Consider the following 26,058-nt stretch of genomic DNA (forward strand, 5'->3'; position numbering starts at 1 on the left):
GCTGTTGATACTGAGTTCTTTCGTGCATCGCAACACCTTATACGAAACAGGTGTTGCACGTCAGATTTGAGGCCGCCCGGCCAAAAGCGTTCATCGACGTGGACGAAGCGGAATACGACTGGTTCCTCGACACCATCCTCAAGGGCAAGTTCTTCATGGCGCAAGCAGCCGCGAAGGCGATGCAGCAGCGCGGCGCGGGCGCCATCGTGCAGACCGGCTCGCTGTGGGCGCTGCAAGCGATCGGCGCGACGCCATCGGCCGCTTATTCGGCAGCGAATGCGGGCGTGCATGCGCTCACGCGCAATCTCGCGATCGAACTGGCGGCATCGAACATTCGCATCAATACGGTCGCGCCGGCGGTTGTCGAAACGCCTGTCTACAACACGTTCATGAGCGACGATCAGGTAAAGGAGACGCTGCCCGCGTTCAATGCGTTCCATCCGCTGGGCCGCAACGGGCAGCCCGCCGACGTCGCCGAAGCGATTCTCTTTCTGGCCTCGCCGCAAGCGGCATGGATCACGGGCACAGTGCTTCCCGTCGACGGCGGCGTGATGGCCGGCCGTCACGCGTAACGTTCAGGCGGCCGGCCGTGTTTCGGCGGTGACGTCGAGCGGGCGGGGCATCGTCAATATGTCCCGCCGATGCCGGTATTTGCGGCCCCATTCGGTCACGGGCGCGGCCTCTTCGTCGAGACAGAAGTTCTCGAACTCGCGCCACGTTTGCGCGTAATCGCCTTCGCGCGCGAGCTCGAACTGATGCCCGTCCGTCGCGCACGATGCGAGATTCATGAACTGCTTCAGTATGGGCCGGCATGCGTGGCCGATGTACGCGTCCGCTTCGTCTCTCGGCCACTCGTTCGCGGCGATGAGCATCTGACGCCACGCGAGGATGGTGTCGCGGCACGCCGTGCATTGCGCATCGCCCTGAATGAGCGCGCTCGCTTCGAGCACGGCGACTGCGTGCTCCTCGAATTTCGGCAGCTTGATCCAGGCGGCGCGGGCGAGCGAATCGGGCTTGCCGTCATCGCAGCCGATGAGCGCGCTGTTGCTATCCGCTGGCAGCTCGATCTTCATGGCGACGCCTTCTTCATGCAGCATCACGCGCACGCCGAAGTCCGCGACGAGCATCGCGAGACGGCAGCCCCAGCGCATGCTCATGTCGTGAAGCCATGCTTGATCGCAGGTTCGGAGCGCCGCGTCGATTTCCTCGCGCGCATCGGCGAGCCATCGGCTTTGCGCAACTCCCTCTGTTCGACTCATGACGTCATTCCGATGCGAGCGGAATGACTAGCTTAACTCGCCAGCGTTCAGCGTGGAATCGCGGACTCGGTTAGCCTGTTCGACGTGAGCATGTGTCGATGACAAGGAGCGCCATTGAATAGCCAGCAACGCGCGCACGCCGTCGCCTCGCCCACGAGCCCTTGCGACGAACTCGCCATTCGCGCGCAGCCCGTCGCCTCCGATCAGCCGTGCCGGCGCAAGCGCCTTGCCTTGTCGGCGACGATACTCGGCTCGAGCATGGCGTTCATCGACGGCTCGGTCGTCAATGTCGCATTGCCGTCGATCCAGAGCGAACTCGGCGCGAGCATTGCGGCGATGCAGTGGGTCGTCAACGCGTATCTGCTCTTTCTCGGCGCGCTCGTGCTGGTCGGCGGCGCGATGGGCGACAAGCTCGGCCGGCGCAAAGTGTTCGTCGCGGGCATCGCGATCTTCACGGTGGCGTCGGCGGCGTGCGGCTTCGCGCCAGGCACCGGCTGGCTGATCGCGGCGCGCGCGTTGCAAGGCATCGGCGCGGCGCTGCTCGTGCCGGGCAGCCTCGCGATCATCGGCGCGGTGTTCGACGGCGAGGAGCGCGGGCGCGCGATCGGCACGTGGGCGGGCGTCGGCGCGATCACGTCATCGGTCGGTCCGGCGGCGGGCGGCTGGCTCGTCGATGCCTTCTCCTGGCGCGCGATTTTCTTCCTTAACCTTCCGCTCGCCGCCGCGACGATCGCGCTGGCGCTCGCCTCCGTTCCCGACAGCCACGACGCCGGCGCGCCGCAGACGCTCGACTGGTCCGGCGCGGCGAGCACGGCGGCGGGCTTGGCGGCGCTGACTTTCGGTCTCACGGAAGCGCCGTCGCGCGGTTTCGCCGATCCGCTCGTGCTCGCGATGATCGGCGCGGGCGTCGTGCTGCTCGCCGTGTTCATCGCGATCGAAGCCAGATCCCGCGATCCGATGATCCCGCTCGACATCTTCCGCTCGCGCGATTTCACCGGCGCGAATCTCGTCACGCTGCTGCTCTATTTCGGGCTCGGCGGCGTGCTGTTCTTCCTGCCGTTCACGCTGATCCGCGCGTATGGCTTCGACGCGACCGAAGCGGGCGCGGCGCTCTTGCCGATGCCGCTCATCATCGGCTTGCTGTCGCGCTTCACGGGCGGGCTGACGAGCCGCTTCGGGGCGCGCACGCTTTTGATCGCGGGGCCGTGCGTTGCGGGTCTCGGCTTCACGATGCTCGCGCTGCCGTTCGTCGCGGGCAGCTACTGGAAGGGCTTTCTGCCCGCGCTGGTCGTGCTCGGGCTCGGCATGACGATCACCGTGGCGCCGCTGACGACGACCGTGATGGCATCGGCGGGAAGCGGGCGCGCGGGCATCGCGTCGGGTATCAACAACGCGGTCGCGCGCGTGGCGAGCCTGCTCGCGATCGCCGTGCTCGGCATCGTGTTCGTGTGGTCGCACGACGCGGCGTTGTCGGCGCGGCTCGAGCGGCTGCACGTGCCGCACGAGCGCATGCGCGGGCTGGATGCGCAGCCGGCGCCGGCGTCGTCGACACCGCTTGCGCGCGCCCGAGCCGATGCCATCGCCGATGCGCTGCGCGCCGTCGCCGCGCTGTCCGCCGTGTGCGCGCTCGCGGCGGCGGGCGTGGCGGCAGCGACGATTTATCGCAGGAAATGAAAAATCCCGATGCCGGGATGAGCCGGACATCGGGATGCGAAGGTGCTGCCGTGAAGCTTCGTTATTGGCCGACGTGGGCCGGTTGTTGTTCCATCGACTTGGCGCGCTTTTGCAGCGCTTCGGTCGTGTGGCCTTCGCCGTTCGGCAGCCAGCCCGGAGGACGCAGCAGGAAGCCGACCGCATCCGACACGCTCTTCGCGTTGAACATGTCCTTCACGAGGCTGACCCAGTGCTGCATCTCGACGACGATCGGGTTATGCGAGGTCACCGGCGTCGTCAGACCGTAGACACAGGGCTCTTCGGCGCGCTCTTCCACGTACGTTCCGAAGAGGCGATCGAAGATGATCAGCACGCCGCCGAAGTTGGCATCGAGATACGTTGCGTTCGATGCGTGATGCACACGGTGCGACGACGGCGTGTTGAACACATATTCGAGCCAGCCGAGCTTCGGAATCCACGTTGCGTGCAGCCAGAACTGGTACAGCAGGTTGATCGATACGACCGCGAGCACCACTTCCGGCTTCACGCCGAGCCACACGAGCGGCGTGAAGAAGATGGACGAACCGGCGAGCTTGGTCAGCCAGCCGAGACGGTACGCAGACGACAGCGTCAACTGGTTCGGCGAGTGGTGCACCGCGTGATTGGCCCAGAAGAAGCGGATCGTGTGCGACGCGCGGTGATACCAGTAGTAGCAGAACTCCTGTCCGATGAAGAGCAGAAAGATCGTGAGTGCGGTGTTCGTCGTGACGGTGTGGATGCGATGCTCCCACGCGAAGTTGAACACGGGCGTCGCGAGCGAGATCGGCACGAAGGCGAGCAGCTTGCGGCCGACGAGATCGACGAGCGAGATCCAGGTCTCGTGCCAGTCGAAGGCTTTGTCGGTGCCTCTGTGCTTGAAGTGCAGGACGACGGCCTCGATCATCGACGCAGCGAGAACGACGCCCATCACATACATCGAAATTTTTCCGAGCAGTGCCAGTTCCATGATGGTTCGCCTTGGTGGGTGGTTGCGAATGAACCCATTGTGGCGATCGGCCCGGTTAAAAACCACGCACAAACTATTTCACGGAATGTCACGGCCCGCCCGCAAAGCCTTGTGGCATAAGGGGCGGGCGTTTCGCGGGAGTTGTTTCAGGGTATGTCGCGAGGCGCTACGGCCGGGCGGGAATCTCGAAGACGGTCCAGCCTTCATTCCTCGACATTAGAAAGCGCTTGATGGACTCGACGGTGACCGTGCGAATCCGGCCCGCATAGCGCAGTTCGTTCGGATGGTCGTTGAATGCCACGTTGGCTTTGAACATCCGGCCACCGAGCCGGGTGAACGTGCCGAGTTCCATCTCGGACGGCTGGTAGCCCGCCATCTTGAGCCAGGCTTGCGCCTGCTCGCGGTTGCCGAGCGTCGCGTCGCGAGCGCTCGCGGCGGCCAGCGTTTCGAGAACCCATGTGTTCGAGTTCTGATACCGGGTCGAAAACGGATACGCGACAAGGCTGTAATCCTTGTCATGCATCGATCGCAGCACGTTTCCCTGCGGCAGGCGCGCCAGAAGCGCCTGCGCCGTGGCAGGCGGCGGAACGATGACGAGCGCGTCGTAGGAAAACATGTCGTCGAGAAAGAAGTTTCCGACGCCCTCGTACCAAAGGTCCGAATTGCTGGTGCCGCAGGTGTTCAGCAGATGCGCAATCTGCCAAGGCGCCGCCGGACTCTCGCGATAGACAAAACCGGCATGGCTGTACTTCAGGCCGTATTTGCTCAGATCCTGGCCGACCCGGCCGAGCACGGCGACCTGAATGCCGCGCCGGTCGAGTTCGGCCGTGACGCGCTGGGCGGTAGACATCGCGCTTTGCAGCGTTGCTGGCGTCAACGCCGTGTCTTCGCAGCGCTGTCCGGCCTGAACGTGCGGCACGGCCAGCAGGCCGAGCAGGGCCAGCATTGCGCCAGCCACCCTCTGACGGCGCGTCATTGCGCGGCTTGAGCGTGGGGCGCGGGGCTCTCGCCTGGCACGCGCGCGTGATGCAGCAGGGCTTCACCGGCCGCGTTCGGCACGAACGCCAGTACCTTGCCGGATGCGACCAGCGCCGTGCCAGTAGACTGCGCGACGACGTTGACCGACTGACCGACCGACAACCCGGCCTGCTTCAACGCTTCCTTCGACATCTTCAACGACGCCTTGCCTGCGGACTGCGAGGCGGTCAGAAGCACGTCGACCGCGTCTTTGCCCGTTTCGACGATGCCGGCGACGATCAACATGCTGCCCATCCCTGCCAGTGCGACGCCAGCGGAAGGATTGTCGCCGCCGACGCTCGCCGCAACGCTAGCCGCCGGCGACACCAGGATCGACACGGCGCCAGTAGAGATCGCGTCGCTCGGCGTTTTGACATTGGCGGATTGCCCCATGCAAAACGCTGGTAGCAGGGCAATTATCGACGCGAGAAGGAAAGGTTTGATCGACATCAGAGAATGGTTCCGGAATGGGGAAATGTCCATTCTTTGAAAGTCGAATCCTCTGATCAATCGGAGTTAGCTGAGAACTGATGCCTGAGCGACGGCATGCTGCCTTGACGGCCCGCGCCTTTTTAAGCTTCCGGTTCCACACCCCACATCGATCAAGGACAAAAAGTCGGTAAGCAGCTTACGAACAGCTTGTGCGTACAAGCGCACGCCGGTATAATTGAGAACAATTCCCATTTACATCGCAATAAAGATGATCGCTGTCGCGCACGACCACCGCTCCGAGGATTCGCGGGCATGAGACCGGTTCTGGTTCGCCTGCATCGCTGGCTCGGCGTCGCGACCGCGCTTTTCTTGTTCGTCTCGGGTCTCACCGGCGCGATCATCGCGTGGGATCACGAGATCGACGGACTCCTCAACCCAACGTTCTTCGAGGCGCGCACGAACGCGCCCGCGCTGCCGCCGCTCGAACTCGCGCGCCGCGTGGAAGCCGCCGATCCGCGTGTCGAGGTGACATATCTGCCGCTCGGCGTCGAACCGGGACACACCGCGCAGATGATGGTGATGCCGCGCACGAATCCGGCGACCAACGCGCCGTTCGATGTCGCGTACAGCCAGATCGCCGTCGATCCCGCGACCGGGCAAGTGCAGGCGCGGCGCATGTGGGGCGCGGTGTCGCTCGCGCGCATCGACCTGATGCCGTTTCTCTACAAGCTGCACTACACGCTGCATCTGCCGATCGTCGGCGGCTTCGATATCGGCACGTGGCTGATCGGCATCGTCGGCATTCTGTGGTTCTTCGACAGCGGCATCGCGCTGATTCTGTCGTTTCCGAGCGTGAAGGCGTGGCGCAAGTCGTTCGCTTTTCGCGTCAAGCGCGGCGGCTACGCGCTCACGTTCGACCTGCATCGTTCCGGCGGCGTGTGGATCTGGGGCCTCTTGCTCGTAATGGCGCTCACATCGATTTCGATGAATCTTTCCGAGCCGGTCGTGCGCCCGGTCGTGTCGATGTTCTCGAAGCTCTCGCCGTCGTTCCTCGACAACCCGGAACTCGTGCGCGCCGGCCCGCCTGGCAAGGCGCTCGCCACGCGCGAAGAGATTCTTGAGAAGGCGACGCGCGACGCGAAGCGCGAGAACCTGACCGGGCCGATGGGCGCGCTCTACTACGCGCCGATGTTCAAGGCGTACGGCGTCGGCTTCTTCGCGCCGGGACACGATCACGGCGACGTGGGTCTCGGCAACGCCTGGCTCTACTACAACGCGCAAACGGGCGCGCTCGCCGGCTCGACGATTCCAGGCCGCGGCTCGGCTGGCGACATCTTCATGCAGGCGCAGTTTCCGCTGCATTCGGGGCGGATCATCGGCATCGGCGGGCGCATTCTCGTGAGCGCCGTGGGCATCGCGGTCGCGGTGCTCAGTGCGACCGGCCTCATCATCTGGTTCAGAAAGCGCGCGGCGCGCCGGCATTCGGCTGCCGTCGCGAACGCGCGGGCGGCGCGCTCGCTGACTTCGTGAAATAAAGCGCGCCGTCAGCGCGAGACCGTTGGGCATCGGCACGTCGTATTCCGCATTCACATTGAACAGGAAGTTCGGCCCGCCGATCGGTTTCTTGCCATCCGAAGCTGATCTCGGTGCGAGCGTGCTCAACGTGGCGAACAAGTCGTACTGGGCATTGACGATCGGCGGTTATCTGACGCAGGGCGCGCCGCGCACGGTGCTCTTGTCGATGACGACGGATTTCTGACCGGTTTCATCCGCAGCGCAAAAAAAAAGCCGCGTGTTCACAAGAGCACGCGGCGTTTGTGTTTTGGTGCTGCGCGAGTTCGAATACGTCGAGGGCAAGGCTTCGGGCATCGGCGCGAATGGTCTAATTCTTCACGCAGCGGAACCCTGCATAGACATACTGATAATGCGCCTGGAACCAGTTGCGGAAACTCGGCCGCAGCATGCACGCGGCGGTGCGCGGCGAGCCGCCTTTGATCACGAAGTGCTTGCCGTCGAAGAAATTCGCCGAATAGCCGAGATAGAACGGAAACGGCTCGAAGCCCGCCAGCGGGCCGAACTCCGTCGATGTCCATTCCCAGCCGTTGCCGAATTGCCCTTCGACGCCGAACTCGCTGCGATTCTCCGGATGCGCCTGCACCGGCGACGGGTCCCATCGGCGGAAATCGAAATTGCCTTCCGCGACCTGCGGTGTTCCCGACGCCGCGCGCTGCCACTGTGCTTCGGTCGGCAACGACTTGCCCGCCCAGCGCGCGTACGCCTTCGCTTCGGCATGGCTCACGTACACGGGCCAGTCGGGCGGCAGCGCGATTTCATCGAACATCGTGCGCAGCTTCCACGCGTCCTCTGCGTCGTCGCCGGGAATCCAGAACGCCGGATGCGCGATGCGCTGCTCTTCCTTCCACGCCCAGTCGGCGTCGTCCCAGTAATCGCGATTCCAGTAGCCGCCGGCATCGATGAAACGCAGATAGTCGCCGTTCGTCACCATATGGCGGTCGATCGCGAACGCCGGCACGTCGATGCGTTCCTCGCCGAATTCGTTGTCCCAGCCGAACGTGCCGCTTTCGCGCGTGAGTCCGAGCGTCGTGCGGCCCGCCGGAATGTGCACCGTTTCGTGCGTGAGCGCGCGATCGGACGTGCGCTCGGAAAACGCATTCGATGGCGCAATTTTTCTATCGACCGGCAATTGATGCAGCATGTACGCGAGCGTTTCCGCATGCATCAGCCGATGCTCGATCGCGACTTCGAGCAGCTTCGCGGGCGGTTCGTCGGAGGAAAGCGGCGCGGCGGCGATCCGGGTCGGGTCGAAATGTGCGTCGATATCGGCGCGCACTTTGTCCCGATACGCGCGCACTTCGTCGAGCGTGGGCCAGTCGGCGGGCTGATCGGTGGGCAGGCCGCCATCGACGGGATCGATGCCGAAGGCGAAAAGCTGATCGTAGGCGGGATTCGGGCTCGGCAGGTCGAAGAGCCGCCGATCGAGCAGATTGCGGTCGAAGGCTTCGAGATGCCCGATATAAAAGACGATGCGATGCCGCTCGGCGATCGGCCTGTCGTACAGGTGCTCGGGCTTGACGACGTCGAAAAGCGCGTCGGTGACGCGGCGCGCCTCGGCGAGGCGTTCGAGCAGCGGATGACGCAGGGAAGGTTCGCGGTTCATGTCGCCCAATCTCCGTGGCTGGCCAGTTGGCTTCGCATTCGGCCGGACGCGCGGCAAAGCTCGCGTCGGCCGAACAAAAGAGACTAAACCGTAGCGAACCGCGTGCCAACTGAAAAATAGGCGGCGATTATTCTCGCGAACGCAATAATCGCCCGCTGCGCTCCGTCAGACGGCGCGCAGCGCCTCGAAGTCGCGAATGCGGATGAACTTGCCCTGCGTTTCGATGAGACCCGCCTTGTCGAAGCGCGACAGCGTGCGGCTCACCGTTTCGAGCGTCATGCCGAGATAGCTGCCCATGTCGTCGCGCGTCATGCGCAGTGTGAATTCCGAGGACGCGTAACCGCGCTTCGAGAGCCGCGACGAGAGATCGAGCAAAAGCCGCGCGACGCGTTCGTCCGCCCGCAGCATGCCAAGCCGCACGACGTGATTCGCCTCGCGGTTCACCGCGTGACTCATCATGCGATGCAGCCGCTTTTGCAGCGCGTCGGTTTCGCGGCACATGCGCTCGAAGAGCGAATAGGGCACGACGCACACTGAACTGTCTTCCAGCGCGATGGCGTCGCACGTGTGCTCGCCTTCCTCGATGCCTTCGAAGCCGAGTGCATCGCCCGCGAGCAGCAGGCCCGTGACCTGTTCGCGGCCGCCGTCGTGCGCGATGACCGTCTTGATCGAACCGGAGCGCACGGCGAACAGCGCATCGAAACGGTCGCCGGTGCGAAAGAGCGCGTCACCCCGCTTGACCTTGCGCGTCACGGAGATGATGTTCTCGAGCTTGGCGATGTCGTTCGCGCACAAGCCTTCCGGCATGCAGAGATGACGCATCGCGCAGGTCGAGCAGTGCGCCGATTGTCGGCGCGCGCGAGAAAGGTCGGACAGGGCGGTCATTTGGGGTTCATTTTGTTGATGAATGACAAAACGATTCTCCCATAGGCCATCACCCCGTCCGCGTGAAAAAATGTCGCGGTCAGGGCATCGATCAAACTTTTTTACCTTATCGGCTTGCTTTTTCCGCTGGGTCGCTCGCAGCCGATGGAATCAGCAGCACCGGCAGTGTTGCCTGGCGCAGACACCGCTCCGCGACGCTGCCGAGAATCAGCCGCTGAAATCCTTTGCGACCATGCGTGCCCATGATGAGCAGGTCGGCGTTGAACGTATGCGCCGCGTTGACGATGAGGGCCGCGACGTCGTCGCTCGCGGTGGCTTCGACCGTCACGACTTCGCCCGTCACGCCGCGCGCTTTCATCTGATCGGCGGCTTCGCGCGCGAGCGATGCGCCTTGCTCCATCAGGCTCGAATGCAGCGACGAGGGATCGTAGCCGGGCACGTCGAGATACATGGGGCCGGCCTCGACGACATAGTACGGTTGCACGACCGCCTGATGCGTGACGGCCAGATCGAGCGCGGCACTGAAGGCGCGCTCGGAAGTCCGGCTGCCGTCGATGGCGACGAGTATGCGTTTGAACATGACGGTTTTCCCCTGAAATCGATCGATCGGCGCACGGCGCGCGCCGTCTTCCATGACTTCGCATGTTAGAGCGCACGCCGCGCACCGCAGCGCTGCTTTTTTGCGATAAGTCGATCTGGCGCAAGGCAGGTCGTACAATTCGTGGTTCTTCGACATCAGCGCCCGCTTAAGAATCGACGGCGCGGCCTCTTTTTAGCACTTCTCCAGCCAGCCCGCCCCACCGTGACTCAATCGCCGCCTGCCTTACCGTTCAGAACCGCTCTCTACGCGATGCTCGGCATCGGTCTCGTCAACATGCTCGTCGCGCTCGATCAGACGGTGGTCAGCACCGCGCTGCCGTCGATCGTCGCGGAATTGCACGGCTTCGAGTTCTACGCGTGGATCGCGAGCGCTTATCTGCTGGCGTCGGTCGTGACGGTGCCGGTGTTCGGGCGGCTCGGCGATTACTTCGGGCGCAAGCGCTTCGTGATCGCGGCGGTGATCACGTTCACGGTCGCGTCGGTGCTGTGCGGACTTGCGCCGAGCATGCTGTTCCTCGTGCTCGCGCGCGGGCTGCAAGGCGTCGGCGGCGGGATGATGGTCGGGACCGCGTTCGCGTCGATTCCCGATCTGTTCCCCGATCCGCGCGCCCGCGTGCGCTGGCAGGTGGTGCTCGCGGCGGCTTACGGCATCGGCACGGCGGCGGGGCCGTCGCTCGGCGGCTGGATGAGTCAGCACTGGGGATGGCGCTCGACCTTTCTCGTCAATCTGCCAGTCGGCGCGGCGGCGCTCTATTTCATCTGGGCGCATCTGCCGAATCTGCATCGGCCGCGCGAGGGCGGCGTGAAGATCGACTGGACGGGCGCCGTGCTCGTCGCGCTGGTGCTCGGCGGCTTCCAGGCGCTGATCGAGGCGCTGCCCAAGGACGGCATCACGACCGCGAATATCGCGCTCGGCATCGGCGTGGCGATCTGCGCGGCGGCGCTGCTGATCTGCGAGCGGCGCGCGACGCATCCGATCATCCCGCTCGACATCTTCCGCGACGCGCAGATGAACACGCTCTTCACGCTGTCCTTCCTCGCGGGCTTCGTGATGTTCTCGCTGATCTTTTTCGCGCCGCTTCTGCTGCAAGGCGGCTTCGGCCTGTCGCCACAGGCCGCCGGTCTGCTCGCGACGCCGATCGCCGCGTGCATCGCGCTCGGCAGCTTCATCAACACGCGCATCGTGATTCACATGAAGAAGCCGGTGAATATCCTGTCGATCGGCTTCACGCTGCTGCTGATCGCGTCGGTGGGGCTCGCGTTCGCGCGCGAATCGACGCCGCATCTGTGGATCGAGCTGCCGATGGCCGCGACCGGCATCGGCCTCGGTTTCATCCTGAACAACATGAATATCTTCGGGCAGGAGATTGCCGGGCGGGAGCGTTTCGGCATCACGACGGCGCTGCTGCAATCCACGCGCATGGTCGGGGGGATGATGGGCACGAGCATTGTCGGGACGATCGTCGCGCATCACTATGCGAGCGTCGTGACGCGCACGGTGAGCGTGCTCGGCCCGTCGGTGTCGGCGCAATGGCTGCCGCGTCTGTCGGACCCGCGCATTCTCGTCGATGAAGCGTTGCGCGAGCGCATTCTCGCCGAACTCGGCGCGGGCGGGCTCGATGCCGCCGCGCTCTTCGACGCCGCCCGCGACGCGCTCGTGCAGTCGATTCACATCGGCGTGATGCTCACGGCCGTCGCCGCGCTCGTGGCGGCGCTGCTGGTGCGGCGCATCGCGCACATCACGTTCAGAAAGCACGCGACGCCCGTGGAGAAATCCTGACGCCGCTTCTTTGACAAGTGGTTCGCCCCGCCTATAGTTTTTGCTTCACCGGACGGACCGGTTTCCGGCTTCGCATCGACCGCGCACCGCATTTGCTTCTCTGCCCTCGACGACGACTCGCACGCCTCGCGCGGAACGCTTGCGCGGGGCGCGGGTCACTCGCTTAAGCGGGCGGCCGCGCCACGCGCCTGCCGCTCACCGCCAACGAAGATGAGGAACTGACATGAAGATCACCGGAGACATGCTGATCGGGGCATCGGCCGTGCGGGGCACCGATGCCACCCTCCGCGCGTTCGACCCCGCGCGTAACGCCGATCTCGAACCGGCGTTCGGCGGCGGCGGCGCGGCGGAAGTCGCGCGCGCGTGCGAACTGGCGGAAGCCGCTTTCGACGATTATCGGCACGCGCCTTTCGAGACGCGCGCGCAGTTTCTCGAAGCAATCGCCGACAACATCATCGCGCTCGGCGATACGCTGATCGAACGCGCGATGGCCGAATCGGCGCTGCCGAAGGCGCGTCTCGAAGGCGAGCGCGCGCGCACGGTCGGGCAATTGCGGCTCTTCGCATCGCTCGTGCGCGAGGGCCGCTGGCTCTGCGCGACGCTCGATTCCGCGCAGCCGGACAGAAAACCGCTGCCGCGTTCCGACCTGCGATTGCAAAAGATTCCGGTCGGCCCTGTCGCCGTGTTCGGCGCGAGCAACTTTCCGCTGGCGTTTTCGGTTGCGGGCGGCGATACGACGGCGGCGTTCGCGGCGGGCTGCCCGGTCGTCGTGAAATCGCATCCGGCGCATCTGGGCACGTCCGAGCTCGTCGGGCGCGCGGTGCAGAAGGCCGTGACCGACAACGGTTTGCCCGAGGGCACGTTCTCGCTCGTCGTCGGCGCGGGCAATGCGATCGGCGAGGCGCTCGTCGCACATCCGGCGATTCAGGCGGTGGGCTTCACCGGCTCGCGGCGCGGTGGACTTGCGCTCGTCGATATCGCCGCGAAACGCGCAGTGCCGATTCCCGTCTTCGCCGAGATGAGCAGCGTGAACCCGGTGTTTGCGTTGCCGGGCGCGCTGGAGGTGCGCGGCGACACGCTCGCGGCGGCCTATATCGATTCGGTCACGCTGGGCGTCGGCCAGTTCTGCACGAATCCGGGCCTCGTGATCGGCCTCGCGAATCCGGATCTCGACGATTTCATCGACAACGCCGCGGCCGCGCTCGAAAAGAAGACCACGCAGACGATGCTCACGGCGGGCATCGCGGCGGCCTACGCGGATGGGCTCAAGCATCGCGATGAGGCCGCGAAGCGCATTGCGACGGGCGAGACGGGCGAAGCGTCGAGCGGCGCGCTGCCGGCGCTGTATCGCGTGAGTGCGGAGGACTTTCTCGCGAAGCCGCAACTGGCGGAGGAGATTTTCGGGCCGACGTCGGTGATCGTCGTGTGCCGCGACGAGGACGAGATGATTTCGGTCGCTCGCCGTCTGGAAGGCCAGTTGACCGCGACCTTGCTCATCGACAAGAGCGATGTCGAGCTTGCGCGGCGGCTTGTGCCGGTGCTCGAGCGCAAGGCGGGGCGGATTCTCGCGAACGGCTTCCCGACGGGCGTGGAAGTGTCCTACGCGATGGTGCACGGCGGGCCGTTCCCGGCGACGTCCGACAGCCGCTCGACGTCGGTCGGCGCGATGGCGATCGAGCGTTTCCTGCGGCCGGTGTGCTATCAGGATTTGCCGGCGGCGCTGTTGCCCGCGTCACTGGCGGATGACAATCCGCTGAATCTGTGGCGGTTGAGGGACGGGGAGTTGGGGCCGAATTGAATCTCGAGTGAAATATCTCTGATACGAATAAACGCATTTTATTCTTTTTAGAGATATTTTGTTTAGATCGACCGCCTATCTGTGTGGCGAATAAAATGCGTTTATTCGCCACACAGATAGGCAAGCCATGCAACAAGTCATCGTTACGGTTGCCCAGATGGGCCACGTGCTCGCGGCGGGCCGCAAACGCGCGGGTCTGACGCAAACGCAGGCGGCGGCGCGCCTCGGTATCAGTCAAAGCCGCATCTCTACTTTGGAACGTGATTCCCGCGCGTTGACGCTCGACCAACTTCTCGCGATGTTCGGTGCTTACGGGCTTCAGCTGGTGGTGCAAACCCGGCCCGACACGTCGCTGATCGAAGCCAACGAGGTGGACTGGTAATGGCCGGGCGGCGGCCTCATTCGCGCGCGCTGTCCGTGTGGGCCAACGATCAGCGCGTGGCGACGTGGAGTCTGCCCGCGCGCGGATCGGCGGAGCTCGTGTACGACCCGGACTGGATTCGCTCGGACGAGGCGCGGCCTCTTTCCCTGTCTCTGCCGATTCGTCTCGACGGCGCGCCGCTGAAAGGCGACGCGGTTCTCAACTACTTCGACAATCTTCTCCCCGACAGCGAGCCGATCCGGCGCCGCATCGCGCAGCGTTTCCAGACCGGCAGCGCCGATGCCTTCGACTTGCTAAGGGCGATCGGGCGGGATTGCGTCGGCGCGGTGCAACTGCTCGCCGACGACGAAGCGCCTAAAGACGTCGAGAGCATCGAAGGGACGCCGCTCGATGACGATGGCATCGAGAACCTGCTGAATCAGGCCGCCGGCGGTGCTCCCTTGGGTACCGATCATGACGACGACTTTCGCATCTCGCTCGCGGGCGCGCAGGAGAAAACCGCGTTGTTACGGCACGACGGTCGATGGCTCAAGCCCCACGGCGCGACGCCCACGACACACATCTTCAAGTTGCCACTGGGACTGGTCGGCAATCGACGCGCCGATCTCACGACGTCGGTCGAGAACGAGTGGCTGTGCATGCGTCTCCTGCAGGCGTTCGGCTTGCCTGCTGCGAACGTCGAGATTGCGACCTTCGGCAAGCAACGCGTGCTGGTCGTCGAGCGTTTCGACCGGCGCGTGCATCGCAATGGCGAGTGGATTCTCCGTTTGCCGCAGGAAGATTTTTGTCAGGCGAACGGTTTGCCCCCGCACAAGAAATACGAGCACGACGGAGGCCCGGGCGTGCTCGAACTCGCGCGCGTGTTGCAACAATCGACGCTGGCAAACCGCGACATTCAAACGCTCGTGACCGCGCAGATTCTGTTCTGGCTGCTTGCCGCGCCGGACGGCCACGCGAAGAACTTCAGCATTCGCCTGTCGAGAGGCGGACAATACCGCCTCACGCCGGTCTACGACGTCATGTCGATCTGGCCAGTGGAAGGCGATGGCGCCAAGCTGTGGTCGTGGTACAAAGCGAAACTTGCGATGGCTATACCCGGCACGAGCCGGCACTATGCCTTTCGCGAGATCAAGCGCCGGCACTTCAACGCAATGGCTCGAAAATGCGGCTTCGGAGAGAACGCGGAGCCGATCATTCAGCGGATCATCGAAAGCACGCCGGCGGTCATCGACAAAGTCACGGCGCAATTGCCCACGGACTTTCCGCCTCGGGTCGCCGAGCGTATTTTCGACGGCCTGAAAAGATCCGTAGCCGAGCTGGAAGTCATGCCCGCCGAGTAATCCTGACAACAACCAATCAACGGAGACGAACCACATGACAAGCGACTCGCGCCGCTACCCCGACCCCGCCGTGCGCGTTCTCGACCCGCGCTTCAACGCGCTGCGCATCGCCGCGGCGTCCGTGGAATGTCTTTATCAGGGCGCGCGCTGGTCCGAAGGCCCGGTCTGGTTCGGCGACGGCCGCTATCTGCTCTGGAGCGATATCCCGAACAACCGCATCCTGCGCTGGGACGAAGAAAGCGGCCAGGTCGGCGTGTTTCGCAAACCGTCGAACAACGCGAACGGCAACACGCGCGACCGCGAAGGGCGGCTCGTCACCTGCGAGCATCTGACGCGGCGTGTGACGCGCACCGAATACGACGGCTCGATCACCGTCATCGTCGATCGCTTCGAGGGCAAGCCGCTCAATTCGCCGAACGATGTCGTCGTGAAGTCGGACGGCTCGATCTGGTTCACGGATCCGAGCTTCGGCATCGACGGCTTCTACGAAGGCGAGAAGAACGAAGCGCAACTGAAGCCGTGCGTGTATCGCGTCGACGGCCAGAGCGGCGAAATCACGATGATGATCGATGCGTTCGTCGGCCCGAACGGCCTCGCGTTCTCACCGGACGAATCGGTGCTGTATGTGGTGGAATCGCGCTCGACGCCGCGCAAGATCTACGCGTTCGACGTGCTCGACGGCGGCCGCAAGCTCGGCGAGCCGCGTCTTCTGATCGACGCTGGTCCGGGCACGCCCGATGGCTTTCGCGTCGATATTCACGGCAACCTGTGGTGCGGCTGGGGCATGGGCGATGCCGAACTCGACGGCGTGCGCGTGTTCACGCCGCAAGGCGAGGCGATCGGCCATATCGACTTGCCGGAGCGCTGCGCGAACGTGTGCTTCGGCGGACGGCATCGTAATCGCCTGTTCATGGCGGCGAGCCACGGGCTTTATTCGCTCTACGTGAATACGCAGGGCGCGAAGGGCGGCTAAGCCTTGCCGATCTTCTCCATGATGCGCTCCGGATGTTTGCTCGCCGCAAAGCCGAAGCGTGCATAAAGCCCGTGCGCATCGGACGTGACCAGCATCATGCGGCGCAGTCCCTGAAGATCGGGATGCGCCATCACGCATTGCATCATCCATGTGCCGAGGCCCGCGCCGTGATGCTCGGGCAGCACGAACACATCCGCGAGATAGGCGAACGTGGCCGTGTCCGTGATCATGCGCGCATAGCCGATCTGCGCATTGCCGCGAAACAGCCCGAACGCGAGCGAATGGCGCGCGGCGCGCTCGACTTTTTCACGCGCGACGTCCGGCGACCAGTACGCCACTTCGCTCAGGTAACGATGCACGACATCGAAGTCGAATTCATCGATATTCGTGCTCAACCGATAGTCGTCCCGGGTCCACTGCATCGCGCCGCTCCATGAGCTTCATGAAGCGGAGAATAAGCGATCGGCGCGCCGCGCTCCATGCACACTTTGCGCGCGCAAGTGTCAGTGCACGGTGTAGATGCGTCCGGTCTCCGCGCCTTCGACGCTGCGGCTGTAGGCCAGCGCCACACGCGCGCCGCTCGCGGCCTCGAAGCCGCGAAAGTACGGACCGAAGCTTTCGCGCGCTTCTTCGAGCATCGTCGGGCTCACGACATTGATGCGCAGACCGCGCGGCAATTCGATGGCCGCGCCGCGCACGAAGCCTTCGATCGCGCCGTTGACCGCCGCCGCGCTCGCGCCTTCGCGAATCGGCTCCGCGCCGACGATGCCGCTCGTCAGCGTGAACGAACCGCCATCGTTCAGATGATCGCGCGCCGTGAGCACGAGATTGACCTGACCCATAAGCTTGTCGTTGAGGCCGAGGCGGAACTGCTCCGGCGTCATCTTCACGAGCGGGCCGAAATGCACGTGGCCGGCCGTCGCGACGATCGCATCGACTTTGCCGATGGTCTCGAAGAGCGTCCTGATGCTCTCCGGATCGAGCAGATCGACGCGATACGCGCCGCGTGTCGCGCCAATTTCGAAGACTTCATGACGGGCTTTCAGTTCGGCGGCGACCGCCTGGCCGACCGTTCCGGTCGCACCGATGACAGCGATTTTCATGATCGGGCTCGCATGGTTGACGTTGATATGGTCATGCATTGTGCGAGCGGCGTCACGCGCGAGCAAGCCGCGTCCGCTTCAAGGATTGCAAACCGCCGGTTTCGAATGGCTACTGCGTCGCGAGGCGTGCGGGCATCGGCGAAAGCAGGTAGAGCGAGGCCGCGAACTTGCAGACGAGTCCCACGCCGCCCACGAACGCAGCGGCCGGAAACACGTGCCATTGCAGCGCGAGCGTCGGCGCGACGAGCGCAACGGATGCGAACCCGAGCACGACCGTGAGCCAGCGCGCCCATTGCAGCCGGGACGCGACGCACACATACAGCAGGCCGATCAGAACGCGCGAAGCGAGCATGGCCGCGAGCGGATGACTCGATGCATCGCCGGGAAGGCCGATCGCGAGCGTCAACGCCAATTCGGCCCACGACAGCGCCCATGCTGCGCCGAGACATGCGATCGCCGATGTAAAGCGCTGCTCCGGCGTAACGATGTGCCGGGCTACCGTCTGAAGCGGCGCGGCTTCGTCGGATGCTTCGTCAAAACCGTCGTAGGCGTGGGTGGTCATGTGGTCCTTCCCCTTTATCGACTCTTGGCAATGCTGCGTCGTTTTGTCGGCCACGATCGCACTTGCTGCGATGCGGCGTTTAATTCGCCGTGCCTATGCGCATACGCCGTGCCAGCCCTAAGGTATGCGCGTTGCTTCCAGCCAAGTCTATTGAACGACGCACACAGGAGGGCGCCATGAGCAATATCAAGGAACAACATCCTCATTCCGAACGCGACGAAGAGGATCTCGACAAAGCTGTCGAAGACACGTTTCCCGCTAGCGATCCGCCCGCGACGGGCGGCGTGACGCGCATCGAATCCGACGATGAGAAGGAAGAAAAAAAGTAACGTCGCGAACGCGCGCAAGTAAAAAGAGCCGCATAGTCCATGCGGCTCTTTGCTTATGCGTGATGCGTATCCTGTTCATCCACGCTCGATCTCGAACAGCCGCGATGGCCGCATATGATTGAGCGCGTAGTGCTTGCGCCCGCGCAAGGTATGGCCGTGCGCATCGCGTGCTTCGAAGCGCACTTTGTCTTCGACCTCGGGCACAGTCGGCGCGACCATGCCGCGATCGATCATGCGATAGCCGCGCTCGAGCGCGAGCAATATGCCATTGCGGCCGGGACGGCTGTCGAAGCCGCCGAGGCCGTCGCCCGGTTCGGATACGTAGTTCACCGTCGTCGCGTTCGAGTTGATCACGGAGTCGGGCTCGCGTGCGCGCATTTCGGCCTCGCGCCGCGCGTGAATGCTTTTCGCGTCGGCATCGACGGTGTCGTCGGGTCCGTCGTCGTTCGCGACATCGACGCCGCGCGGCGGCTTCTCATAGACGCCTTGCGGACCGACGTGCAAGCCTTCCTTCGTGGTCTCGGTTTTCGCGCCCGCGCCCGCATGCGCTTCGCCGCCCGCTGCGGCCTTCTGCGCGTCGCTCATCTTCACGTGCGCGGTTTCCGTGCCGGGCGTCTTGATCGGACTGTCGGCGACCTGATCCTTCTGCTTGCCTTGCGGATCATTTGCTTCAGCGTTGTTCATCGCATGCGCTCCGTTGGAAGTTAGACGTGAATTGGCCAAGCCTGTACGCAAGACTCGTTCCGGCTATTTGGCGACGGAACCGCGAGCCTTGCCTGAGGGCGCCTTAACGGACGAGCTAAATTTCAGGCTTTTTTTTCGACCCCAAGCCGATTTCCTGCAAGTATCATTTGGAACCTGTCGGTGGCAAAGCGCAATACGCGAACACGAGCAATCAGGAGGGCGTGTCATTTTGCCGTCGAAGAAGCGCAATGCGATTCGAGCGAGCAGGGCACTTTCACACAGGTGACTCATGCAACACGATGCAGCCTTTTCACATCGAGGCTACCTTCTAAACTGCGCGCCCGCCCGGGCCGGAGATGGCAGCTACCAGCCGTATGTAGTGATCTCGCGATCGAGCGATGGCGAACTCGTCGCGAACCGATTCTTTCCATCCGACTTACGATTCCGCAACGAAGGCGAAGCCATCGCGCACGCGCGCGACTGGGCCGTGCGCTGGATCGACGCGAGCAACGTGACAGTGTGAGCGATAGCTCATGAAGCGCAGGGAACACAGGCAGGCGAGCCGCCGGACGGCAGGCTCGTCCAAAACCGGTTACCCTTGATGCTTCATCCGTCGTGCGCACGCGCGGCGGCCGCTTCTCTCGCATCATGGCCAACATGCAGAACACGCCCAGGTTTGGCGCCGTACCGCCGCTCGACACATCCCGCGACACCGCGCACGACACGCCTCAGGAATGGGGTCTCGCGCGCATCGTCGCAGACTTGCGCCAGTCGCGCGAAGAGCTGCATCGCACGCGGCATCCGCTCGGCATACGTGAATTGCCTTCACGCGAGGCGATCGTCGGGATCGTCAATGGCCTGCGCTCCGCGCTCTTTCCCACGCACTACGGTGCGCCCGATCTGACCGACGAAAGCGTCGACTACTACGTCGGGCAGACGCTCGAAACGAACCTGCGTCTGCTGCGTGAGCAAATCCGCCGCGCGCTGCGCTTTCTGCCCGAGCATCGCGAGACGAGCGAGGCCGATCTCTCCGCGCAAGCCTTCGCCATCGCGCGCGAGTTCGGCGCACAGTTGCCGCATATCCGCGCGCTGCTCGTGAGCGACATACAGGCTGCGTTCACCGGCGATCCGGCCGCGCAGCACATCACCGAAATTCTGCTGTGCTATCCGGGCGTATGGGCGATGACGCATCATCGTCTCGCCCATGCGTTGCACCAGCTCGGCGTGCCCTTGCTCGCGCGCTTCATCAACGAGATCGCGCACTCGCTCACGGGCATCGACATTCATCCGGGTGCGACCATCGGCCCGAGCTTTTTCATCGATCACGGCACGGGCGTCGTGATCGGCGAGACGGCGGTGATCGGTCAGCATGTGCGCGTCTATCAGGCCGTGACGCTCGGCGCGAAGAGCTTTCCTTCGACGAGCGATGGCGCGCTCGTCAAGGGCAATGCGCGGCATCCGATCGTCGAGGACGATGTCGTCATCTATGCCGGTGCGACGATTCTGGGCCGCGTGACCATCGGCAAAGGCTCGGTCATCGGCGGCAATGTCTGGCTCACGCACAGCGTGCCGCCGGGCAGCAACGTGTCGCAGGGCAAGATCCGCGAAGGTTCCGGTCCGGATGCGCCGGGCAACGGATTCGGCGCATGAAAAGACGAAAGGGCCGCGAGGCCCTTTCTGTTTTGCGCATGCGTGATGTCGTGCGACGACGCTACGTATTCGACACGCTGAACGCGTTCTGATTGCCGACGATGGCCAGAAACTCGCGACGCGTCGATGGATCGTCGCGGAACGAGCCGAGCATGCGTGAGGTGACCATCGACACGCCCGCCTTGTGCACGCCGCGCGTCGACATGCATTGATGCGCGGCTTCGAGAATCACGCCGACGCCAATGGGCTGCAGCACTTCGTTCAGCGTATCGGCGATTTGCGCGGTCATCTTCTCCTGAATCTGCAGACGCTTGGCGAAGGCATCGACGAGGCGCGCGAGCTTCGAAATGCCCACGACGCGATTGTTCGGCAGATAGGCGACATGCGCGCGACCGATGATCGGTACCATGTGATGCTCGCAATAGCTTTCGAAACGAATGTCCTTCAGGACGATCATTTCGTCATAGCCTTGCACTTCGGAAAACGTGCGGGCGAGGATGTCGTGCGGATTTTGCGTGTAGCCCGCGAAAAACTCTTCATACGCGCGCACGACGCGGCCTGGTGTGTCGAGCAGGCCCTCGCGGCTCGGATCGTCGCCGGCCCAGCGCAACAGAACGCGGACGGCGGCTTCGGCTTCCTCGCGGGTCGGACGATCGGCTGTATCAGCGGGCATGTCCGAGCCTGAAAGATGGTTTTTGCGCGGGGCGCTCATCGAAAGCTCCTGTGAGTCAAGGTGCAAATAGTACGTTCAGTGCATTCGGCACCCCGCCATTGTTCCACGTTTCGGATGGTCGATACGGATGTCAGGTTTTTCCGCCTCCGTCGATGCCCGAGCCCGTGCGCCACACCTGTTTGCCTTCTTCCGTCAGCACACCGCTGCTGTGCTCCTTGTCGGGTTCCGTGCCGGGCTCGGCCATCGACCCGCCCGGCTGCTCCTGCGCGGTTGGCTTGCGGCCCTTGCGCTGCGCGATGCGGTCTTCCTGAGAACGTCCGGCGTATTCGTTGCTCATGTCGCCTCTCCTTTCGAATTGATGCGATGAAAGGCGCGCAAGCCGCGTTCCAGCCGGACGTCCTGCCGCACGATTACTGCGGATGGCTCTCTACGCCGCCGAGCACCATCCACGTGACGCCGAACTTGTCGGTGACCATGCCGAAGCGCTTGGCGAAGAAGGTTGGGGTCATCGGCATCTGCACCTGGCCGCCATTGGACAGCGCATTGAAATGCTTTTCGGCCTGCTGTTCGTCGTTGGCCGTGAGCGAGAGCGATACGCCCTTGAATTCGGGCTTGCCGCTGCACATGCCGTCCGAACCCATCACCAGCGAATCGCCGATGGTGAAGGCCGAATGCATGATCTTGTTTTCCGATCCCGCCGGAATGCCGCAGCCGCTTGCGGTTTCGGCCTTGTTGGCTTCCGGGCTTTCGCTGTAGCGCATCATCATGACGACTTGCGCGCCGAGATGCTCGCGGTAGAACGTGATCGCTTCTTCGCAGCGGCCTTCGAAAAACAGATAGGGTTGCACTTGCATGTCTGCTCCTTGGGTTATGACGTCTCGTCAGGGTCCATATCCATCATGAGCGGCACGGATGCGTGCTCGTGCACGACACGCCAGTCGCCGTCGATCTTCCTGAAGCACACGGTGGCGCGCACGATGTCCTCCTGCTCGCCCACGGCGACGCGGTTGACGGTGTGCGCATAAGCCAGATCGCCGCTCGCGGCGACTTCCACTTCCCGCATCTCGAACGTGAGCGGGCCTTTCATGCTCTCGAACCAGCGCCGCCAGTTCTCGCGATACTGCTCGACGCCCCTGATCGAAGCGGGCGGCACGACATCGAACACGACGACATCCGGCGCGTAGTGGCGAAGGAGGGCGTCGGCGTCTTTCGCGAGCACAGCCTGCCGCCATGCTTCCATCAGTTCGCGGATGCGCGCGATGTCCTCAGGCGCATCCGTACGATCATTTGCTTTCGTCATGCGAGCCTCCTGTCGAACACGATGCTCGCGCGTCGTGACAATGCAACGGCAAGCATCGATACAGAACTATTTTTCTCGTTGTGTACACCGTCCACAAAAAGTAGCAGAGATAATGGACAGTGTCCACATCAGAAAAGCCCGACGAATCGAAATGACGAATGGCAAACCGCGAAGCACGTATCGGCATGGCGATCTGAAACGTGCGCTGATCGATGCCGGCATCGAACTCGCGCGCGAGGGCGGGCCGGATGCGATCGTCTTGCGCGAGGCCACGCGTCGCGCGGGCGTCGTGCCGAACGCGGCCTATCGGCACTTCGAGAGCCGTCAGGAATTGCTATCGGCGGTGCGTTCGGCTGCGTTGTCGTTCGTCGCGCAGGCGATGGAAGAGGAACTGGCGGCGCGTCCGAAAAAGCGCCGCCGCGCCGATGCCGCGCGCGCGGGATTGCGCGCCATCGGCACGGGCTATCTGCGTTTCGCGCAGACGGAAACCGGACTTTTTCGCACGGCTTTCACGGCGCCGCAAGCGGAGTGGCTCGAACACGAGGGATCGTATGGCGCGGGCCCGAGCGGCCTCGATCCATTCGAGCTATTGAGCCGCGCACTGGACGACATGGTCGAGGCGGGCGCGCTCGAAGCGAAGCGCAGACCGGAAGCGGAGTACCTCGCATGGAGCGCGGTACATGGCTTCGCGCTGCTGGTGATCGAAGGCCCGTTGCAGGGCATGAAGCGCGCCCAGATCGATCCGCTTGCTGCCCGCCTGCTCGACATGGTCGAGAATGGGCTCTGATTCGCGGCTACCAAAAAAAACGCGCCGCATCGAGCGGCGCGATTCATCGGCTGATTCGACGTTACTTCGCGGGGCGGGCGTCGTCGGCGACTGGCTCGACCACGCTGAAGAGCAACAGCAGACATAGCGTCGCGGTTCCGACCATGTACAGGAATACTGCGGTCCAGCTATAGCTGTCGAGCAAGAGGCCTACCGCAAGCGGGGCGCATGCGCCGCCGATCTGTCCCACCGAGTTCACGATGCCGAATGCCGTCGGATAGGTGGCTTTGGTTGCGAGGCCCATCGGATAGGCGGAGTAACCGGCAAAGCCGATGCCGAGCATCAGTCCCGCGAGAATCAGCGCGCCGCCGAGGTACGCGACGCTGTCGGGCGCATCGATCAGCAGGAAGGTCATGATCATGGTGCCGAGTGCGCCGAGCATCATCATCGGCTTGCGGCGGCCGCCGAGCAGGCGATCCGAGATGATGCCGCCGAGCATGTTGCCCGTCACCGCGCCGATGAAAGGCGCCGATGCCAGAAAGCCCATCTTCACCGAAGCGAAGCCCTTCACCGTGACGAGATAAGTGGGAATCCACGAGATGAAGATGTTGCTGATGCCGATCATGCAGCCATAGCCCAGCGCGATCCCGAAGATATTCCACGAGCCGAAGACCTGCCGAATCGTCTCGAGTTGCGGCACGCGCTTCGTGCGGTTGATTGCGTCGAGCCGGGGCATCGGCTTCATCTGCGCGCGGGAGAGCGACTTGCTGTTATTGCCGCCGACGGTCGTTTCATCGGCGATATAGCGGCGCTCGGCCGGCGAGCAGTAGCGGTTCTCGCCCGGCGAGTTGGTGACGAAGAACATCCATACGACCGCGAGCAGAATGCCCGGCACCGCGAATACATAGAAGATCTCGCGCCATCCCCACAACTGGATCACGATGATGCACACCGATGGCACGATCAGCGGCCCGAGCTTCGATGCGGCGATCCACAGGCCCGTGGCCGTGCCTTTTTCCTTCGCGGGGAACCATCGGTTGATGACGTTCGTGCAGCCGATGCCGAGCGGCCCTTCGGAAAGGCCGAGGCCCACGCGATACGCCATCAGCAAAAACACCGATGACGTCGTGCCCATCAATCCCGTGAATACCGATGTGAGGATCATGAAGACGGAGAACAGCAGGCCTGTCGTCTTTTCGCTGAGACGCTTATAAAGCAGGCCGACGGGAATCTGCACGAAGCCGTAAGCGAACGAGAACAGGCTCACGATCAGCCCGGCCTCGGTATTCGTGATGTGATATTCCTTCTTCAGATAAGGCAGCGCAATGCCGAAGTTCGCGCGATCCGCACAGGCGATCGCCCAGATGCAGAAGATCAAACCCATCACGACCCAGCGATGCTTCGTGTGTTTCTCCGCTACAGGTTCCGCCTTCGAGGAAGCGATGATGCCGTCAGCGTTGCTCATTGCGCTGTTGTCTCCGATGTCGTTTTCAAGGCTTTATTGTCGATATGCCTTCTGATGCTTCGAATTGTGGGCACGGTGGGCAAGAGCGTCCAATCTTTTATTGCTATTACCTGATTCCCGGATTGAATCGATCGGAACGCTGCTTTCGATGCTTCGATTCGTGGATCAATTGATAGCGTTTTGGGATTGGACGTCGCCGGTAAAAGCGGACATCATGCGCTCCACATCGCAAACGAACATCACGGAGCACGCGAATTGAAGCCGAGCATTCTGCAACTGAATCCCATCCTCGTACCGGCCATCAATGAAAAGCTGAACACGCTTTACACGATGCATCGCCTCTTCGAGCAGGAAGACAAGGACGCGTATATCCGCGAGCACGGCGCATCGATTCGCGGCGTGATTACCGGCGGCCATACGGGCATCTCAAACGATCTCATCGAGCGCTTGCCCGCATTGCAGGTGATCGCGGTGAACGGCGTCGGCACCGATGCGGTCGACCTCGAATTCGCCCGCTCGCGCGGCCTGCCGGTGACGGGCACCTTCGGCGCGTTGACCGAGGACGTGGCCGATCTCGCGATCGGTCTGATCCTCACCACGCTGCGCGAGATCTGCCCCGGTAACGAATTCGTGAAGACGGGCAAGTGGGTGAAGAACCCGAGCCCGAGCGCAATTCCCTTGTCGCGCCGTTTCAGCGGCAAGCGCGTGGGTATCGTTGGACTCGGCAAAGTGGGACGCGCGATTGCGCAGCGCGCCGCCGCGTTCGGTTGTCCGATCGCTTATACCGATGTGCGGCAGATGGACGATATCGACTATCGCTTCGTGCCGGATCTGCTGTCGCTCGCACGTGAAAGCGACATTCTCGTGCTCGCCGCCGCCGCCGATAAAGCGAAGGGCATCGTCAATGCCGCCGTGCTCGATGCATTGGGCAAGGACGGTTATCTCATCAACATCGCGCGCGGCAAGCTCGTGGAGGAAAGCGATCTCGTCGAGGCATTGTCGCGCGGTGTGATCGCAGGCGCGGGTCTCGATGTTTTCGTCGACGAACCGAACGTGCCGGCCGAATTGTTCGCGATGGATCGCGTGGTGCTCCAGGCGCATCGCGCGAGCGCGACGATCGAATCGCGCACGGCAATGGGCGAGATGGTGCTCGCGTCTCTCGCTCAAGCTCTTGCAGGACAGCGCCCCGAAGGCAGTCTCACGACCTGACGCATGCGCGTGAG

Annotated in this window: 30 protein-coding genes; 14 read left to right on the forward strand and 16 right to left on the reverse strand. The window is 63.5% G+C overall.

All coding sequences use genetic code 11. The features are described 5' to 3' along the window. The first annotated feature begins 50 nt into the window (after nucleotides 1–50). Nucleotides 51–572: an SDR family NAD(P)-dependent oxidoreductase gene (locus AWB76_RS14935; protein ID WP_445343872.1), complete on the forward strand. Its 522-nt coding sequence runs from the start codon at nucleotides 51–53 to the stop codon at nucleotides 570–572. Between the two features lie 3 nt (nucleotides 573–575). Here AWB76_RS14935 and AWB76_RS14940 read toward each other — a convergent pair whose 3' ends face one another. Further along, complete coding sequence (locus AWB76_RS14940; protein WP_061160913.1) at nucleotides 576–1,259, reverse strand: hypothetical protein; 684 nt, start codon at nucleotides 1,257–1,259, stop codon at nucleotides 576–578. A gap of 114 nt (nucleotides 1,260–1,373) precedes the next feature. Between AWB76_RS14940 and AWB76_RS14945 the strand changes: the two genes are divergently transcribed. Continuing rightward, complete coding sequence (locus AWB76_RS14945) at nucleotides 1,374–2,933, forward strand: MFS transporter (protein WP_061160914.1); 1,560 nt, start codon at nucleotides 1,374–1,376, stop codon at nucleotides 2,931–2,933. 61 nt (nucleotides 2,934–2,994) lie between these two features. On the opposite strand, the gene AWB76_RS14950 is transcribed toward AWB76_RS14945, so the two are convergent. The 3 genes from AWB76_RS14950 to AWB76_RS40910 all read right to left on the reverse strand — a co-directional run bounded on the left by AWB76_RS14950 (nucleotide 2,995) and on the right by AWB76_RS40910 (nucleotide 5,328). After that, a complete protein-coding gene (locus AWB76_RS14950) occupies nucleotides 2,995–3,918 on the reverse strand; it encodes a sterol desaturase family protein (RefSeq protein WP_061160915.1) in 924 nt (307 codons plus the stop codon). 166 nt (nucleotides 3,919–4,084) lie between these two features. Then, the gene (locus AWB76_RS14955; RefSeq protein ID WP_244173371.1) at nucleotides 4,085–4,864 is read right to left on the reverse strand and encodes a DUF2145 domain-containing protein; all 780 of its coding nucleotides are present in this window, start codon (nucleotides 4,862–4,864) and stop codon (nucleotides 4,085–4,087) included. A 26-nt stretch (nucleotides 4,865–4,890) separates the two neighbouring features. Beyond that, nucleotides 4,891–5,328: a hypothetical protein gene (locus tag AWB76_RS40910; protein WP_167357754.1), complete on the reverse strand. Its 438-nt coding sequence runs from the start codon at nucleotides 5,326–5,328 to the stop codon at nucleotides 4,891–4,893. 351 nt (nucleotides 5,329–5,679) lie between these two features. On the opposite strand from AWB76_RS40910, the gene AWB76_RS14965 reads away from it, so the two are divergent. Both AWB76_RS14965 and AWB76_RS42700 read left to right on the forward strand, forming a co-directional pair. After that, entirely contained in the window at nucleotides 5,680–6,897 is a 1,218-nt protein-coding gene (locus AWB76_RS14965) for a PepSY-associated TM helix domain-containing protein (protein ID WP_061160919.1), read from the forward strand. A gap of 94 nt (nucleotides 6,898–6,991) precedes the next feature. Further along, nucleotides 6,992–7,126, forward strand: coding sequence for a hypothetical protein (locus AWB76_RS42700; protein ID WP_279616407.1), 135 nt, complete (start codon nucleotides 6,992–6,994; stop codon nucleotides 7,124–7,126). Between the two features lie 123 nt (nucleotides 7,127–7,249). On the opposite strand, the gene AWB76_RS14975 is transcribed toward AWB76_RS42700, so the two are convergent. The 3 genes from AWB76_RS14975 to AWB76_RS14985 form a co-directional block, all read right to left on the reverse strand. After that, nucleotides 7,250–8,545, reverse strand: coding sequence for an SUMF1/EgtB/PvdO family nonheme iron enzyme (locus AWB76_RS14975; RefSeq protein ID WP_061160921.1), 1,296 nt, complete (start codon nucleotides 8,543–8,545; stop codon nucleotides 7,250–7,252). Nucleotides 8,546–8,710: 165 nt separating this feature from the next. Then, nucleotides 8,711–9,430 (reverse strand): helix-turn-helix domain-containing protein, encoded by a 720-nt coding sequence (locus AWB76_RS14980; protein WP_074171356.1) that lies wholly within the window; start codon nucleotides 9,428–9,430, stop codon nucleotides 8,711–8,713. Between the two features lie 106 nt (nucleotides 9,431–9,536). Next, a complete protein-coding gene (locus AWB76_RS14985) occupies nucleotides 9,537–10,010 on the reverse strand; it encodes a universal stress protein (protein ID WP_061161114.1) in 474 nt (157 codons plus the stop codon). A gap of 270 nt (nucleotides 10,011–10,280) precedes the next feature. Here AWB76_RS14985 and AWB76_RS14990 point away from each other — a divergent pair, with 270 nt between their 5' ends. From AWB76_RS14990 to AWB76_RS15010, 5 genes are all read left to right on the forward strand, one after another. After that, the gene (locus AWB76_RS14990) at nucleotides 10,281–11,810 is read left to right on the forward strand and encodes an MFS transporter (RefSeq protein WP_061160923.1); all 1,530 of its coding nucleotides are present in this window, start codon (nucleotides 10,281–10,283) and stop codon (nucleotides 11,808–11,810) included. Between the two features lie 223 nt (nucleotides 11,811–12,033). Then, on the forward strand, nucleotides 12,034–13,608 hold the full coding sequence (locus AWB76_RS14995) for an aldehyde dehydrogenase (NADP(+)) (protein ID WP_061160924.1): 1,575 nt from the start codon (nucleotides 12,034–12,036) through the stop codon (nucleotides 13,606–13,608). Between the two features lie 127 nt (nucleotides 13,609–13,735). Further along, nucleotides 13,736–13,990, forward strand: a complete 255-nt coding sequence (locus AWB76_RS15000) for a helix-turn-helix domain-containing protein (RefSeq protein WP_061160925.1) — start codon at nucleotides 13,736–13,738, stop codon at nucleotides 13,988–13,990. Further along, a complete protein-coding gene (locus AWB76_RS15005) occupies nucleotides 13,990–15,330 on the forward strand; it encodes a type II toxin-antitoxin system HipA family toxin (RefSeq protein ID WP_061160926.1) in 1,341 nt (446 codons plus the stop codon). Before AWB76_RS15000 ends, AWB76_RS15005 begins: the two co-directional genes overlap by 1 nt. Nucleotides 15,331–15,364: 34 nt before the next feature. Further along, the gene (locus tag AWB76_RS15010) at nucleotides 15,365–16,303 is read left to right on the forward strand and encodes an SMP-30/gluconolactonase/LRE family protein (RefSeq protein ID WP_061160927.1); all 939 of its coding nucleotides are present in this window, start codon (nucleotides 15,365–15,367) and stop codon (nucleotides 16,301–16,303) included. Here the strand turns inward: AWB76_RS15010 and AWB76_RS15015 are convergent. The 3 genes from AWB76_RS15015 to AWB76_RS15025 form a co-directional block, all read right to left on the reverse strand. Next, nucleotides 16,300–16,725 carry a GNAT family N-acetyltransferase gene (locus tag AWB76_RS15015; protein WP_061160928.1) on the reverse strand — a complete coding sequence of 142 codons (426 nt, stop codon included), beginning with the start codon at nucleotides 16,723–16,725 and terminating at the stop codon, nucleotides 16,300–16,302. The genes AWB76_RS15010 and AWB76_RS15015 overlap by 4 nt on opposite strands. Nucleotides 16,726–16,806: 81 nt before the next feature. Continuing rightward, a complete protein-coding gene (locus AWB76_RS15020) occupies nucleotides 16,807–17,409 on the reverse strand; it encodes a short chain dehydrogenase (protein WP_208606574.1) in 603 nt (200 codons plus the stop codon). A 106-nt stretch (nucleotides 17,410–17,515) separates the two neighbouring features. Continuing rightward, nucleotides 17,516–17,968: a hypothetical protein gene (locus AWB76_RS15025; RefSeq protein ID WP_061160929.1), complete on the reverse strand. Its 453-nt coding sequence runs from the start codon at nucleotides 17,966–17,968 to the stop codon at nucleotides 17,516–17,518. Nucleotides 17,969–18,144: 176 nt separating this feature from the next. Here AWB76_RS15025 and AWB76_RS41600 point away from each other — a divergent pair, with 176 nt between their 5' ends. Continuing rightward, nucleotides 18,145–18,297, forward strand: a complete 153-nt coding sequence (locus AWB76_RS41600; protein WP_167357755.1) for a hypothetical protein — start codon at nucleotides 18,145–18,147, stop codon at nucleotides 18,295–18,297. A 75-nt stretch (nucleotides 18,298–18,372) separates the two neighbouring features. On the opposite strand, the gene AWB76_RS15030 is transcribed toward AWB76_RS41600, so the two are convergent. Next, a complete protein-coding gene (locus tag AWB76_RS15030) occupies nucleotides 18,373–18,981 on the reverse strand; it encodes a DUF3005 domain-containing protein (RefSeq protein ID WP_061160930.1) in 609 nt (202 codons plus the stop codon). Between the two features lie 289 nt (nucleotides 18,982–19,270). Between AWB76_RS15030 and AWB76_RS15035 the strand changes: the two genes are divergently transcribed. Further along, the gene (locus AWB76_RS15035) at nucleotides 19,271–19,504 is read left to right on the forward strand and encodes a hypothetical protein (protein WP_061160931.1); all 234 of its coding nucleotides are present in this window, start codon (nucleotides 19,271–19,273) and stop codon (nucleotides 19,502–19,504) included. 134 nt (nucleotides 19,505–19,638) lie between these two features. Continuing rightward, nucleotides 19,639–20,631, forward strand: coding sequence for a serine O-acetyltransferase EpsC (epsC, locus tag AWB76_RS15040; protein WP_061161116.1), 993 nt, complete (start codon nucleotides 19,639–19,641; stop codon nucleotides 20,629–20,631). 61 nt (nucleotides 20,632–20,692) lie between these two features. On the opposite strand, the gene folE is transcribed toward epsC, so the two are convergent. The 4 genes from folE to AWB76_RS15060 all read right to left on the reverse strand — a co-directional run bounded on the left by folE (nucleotide 20,693) and on the right by AWB76_RS15060 (nucleotide 22,604). After that, on the reverse strand, nucleotides 20,693–21,343 hold the full coding sequence (gene folE, locus AWB76_RS15045) for a GTP cyclohydrolase I FolE (RefSeq protein ID WP_061160932.1): 651 nt from the start codon (nucleotides 21,341–21,343) through the stop codon (nucleotides 20,693–20,695). A 91-nt stretch (nucleotides 21,344–21,434) separates the two neighbouring features. Further along, nucleotides 21,435–21,641, reverse strand: a complete 207-nt coding sequence (locus AWB76_RS15050; RefSeq protein ID WP_061160933.1) for a hypothetical protein — start codon at nucleotides 21,639–21,641, stop codon at nucleotides 21,435–21,437. A 73-nt stretch (nucleotides 21,642–21,714) separates the two neighbouring features. Continuing rightward, on the reverse strand, nucleotides 21,715–22,158 hold the full coding sequence (locus AWB76_RS15055; RefSeq protein WP_061160934.1) for a VOC family protein: 444 nt from the start codon (nucleotides 22,156–22,158) through the stop codon (nucleotides 21,715–21,717). Between the two features lie 14 nt (nucleotides 22,159–22,172). Beyond that, a complete protein-coding gene (locus AWB76_RS15060; RefSeq protein ID WP_061160935.1) occupies nucleotides 22,173–22,604 on the reverse strand; it encodes a YybH family protein in 432 nt (143 codons plus the stop codon). 151 nt (nucleotides 22,605–22,755) lie between these two features. Here AWB76_RS15060 and AWB76_RS15065 point away from each other — a divergent pair, with 151 nt between their 5' ends. After that, the gene (locus AWB76_RS15065; RefSeq protein ID WP_061160936.1) at nucleotides 22,756–23,391 is read left to right on the forward strand and encodes a TetR/AcrR family transcriptional regulator; all 636 of its coding nucleotides are present in this window, start codon (nucleotides 22,756–22,758) and stop codon (nucleotides 23,389–23,391) included. A gap of 61 nt (nucleotides 23,392–23,452) precedes the next feature. On the opposite strand, the gene AWB76_RS15070 is transcribed toward AWB76_RS15065, so the two are convergent. Next, nucleotides 23,453–24,835 (reverse strand): MFS transporter, encoded by a 1,383-nt coding sequence (locus AWB76_RS15070; protein WP_061160937.1) that lies wholly within the window; start codon nucleotides 24,833–24,835, stop codon nucleotides 23,453–23,455. A gap of 255 nt (nucleotides 24,836–25,090) precedes the next feature. On the opposite strand from AWB76_RS15070, the gene AWB76_RS15075 reads away from it, so the two are divergent. Beyond that, entirely contained in the window at nucleotides 25,091–26,044 is a 954-nt protein-coding gene (locus AWB76_RS15075; RefSeq protein ID WP_061161117.1) for a 2-hydroxyacid dehydrogenase, read from the forward strand. The last annotated feature ends 14 nt before the right edge of the window (nucleotides 26,045–26,058 follow it).

It is taken from the genome of Caballeronia temeraria (assembly GCF_001544795.2).
GTDB classification, from domain to species: Bacteria; Pseudomonadota; Gammaproteobacteria; order Burkholderiales; family Burkholderiaceae; genus Caballeronia; species Caballeronia temeraria.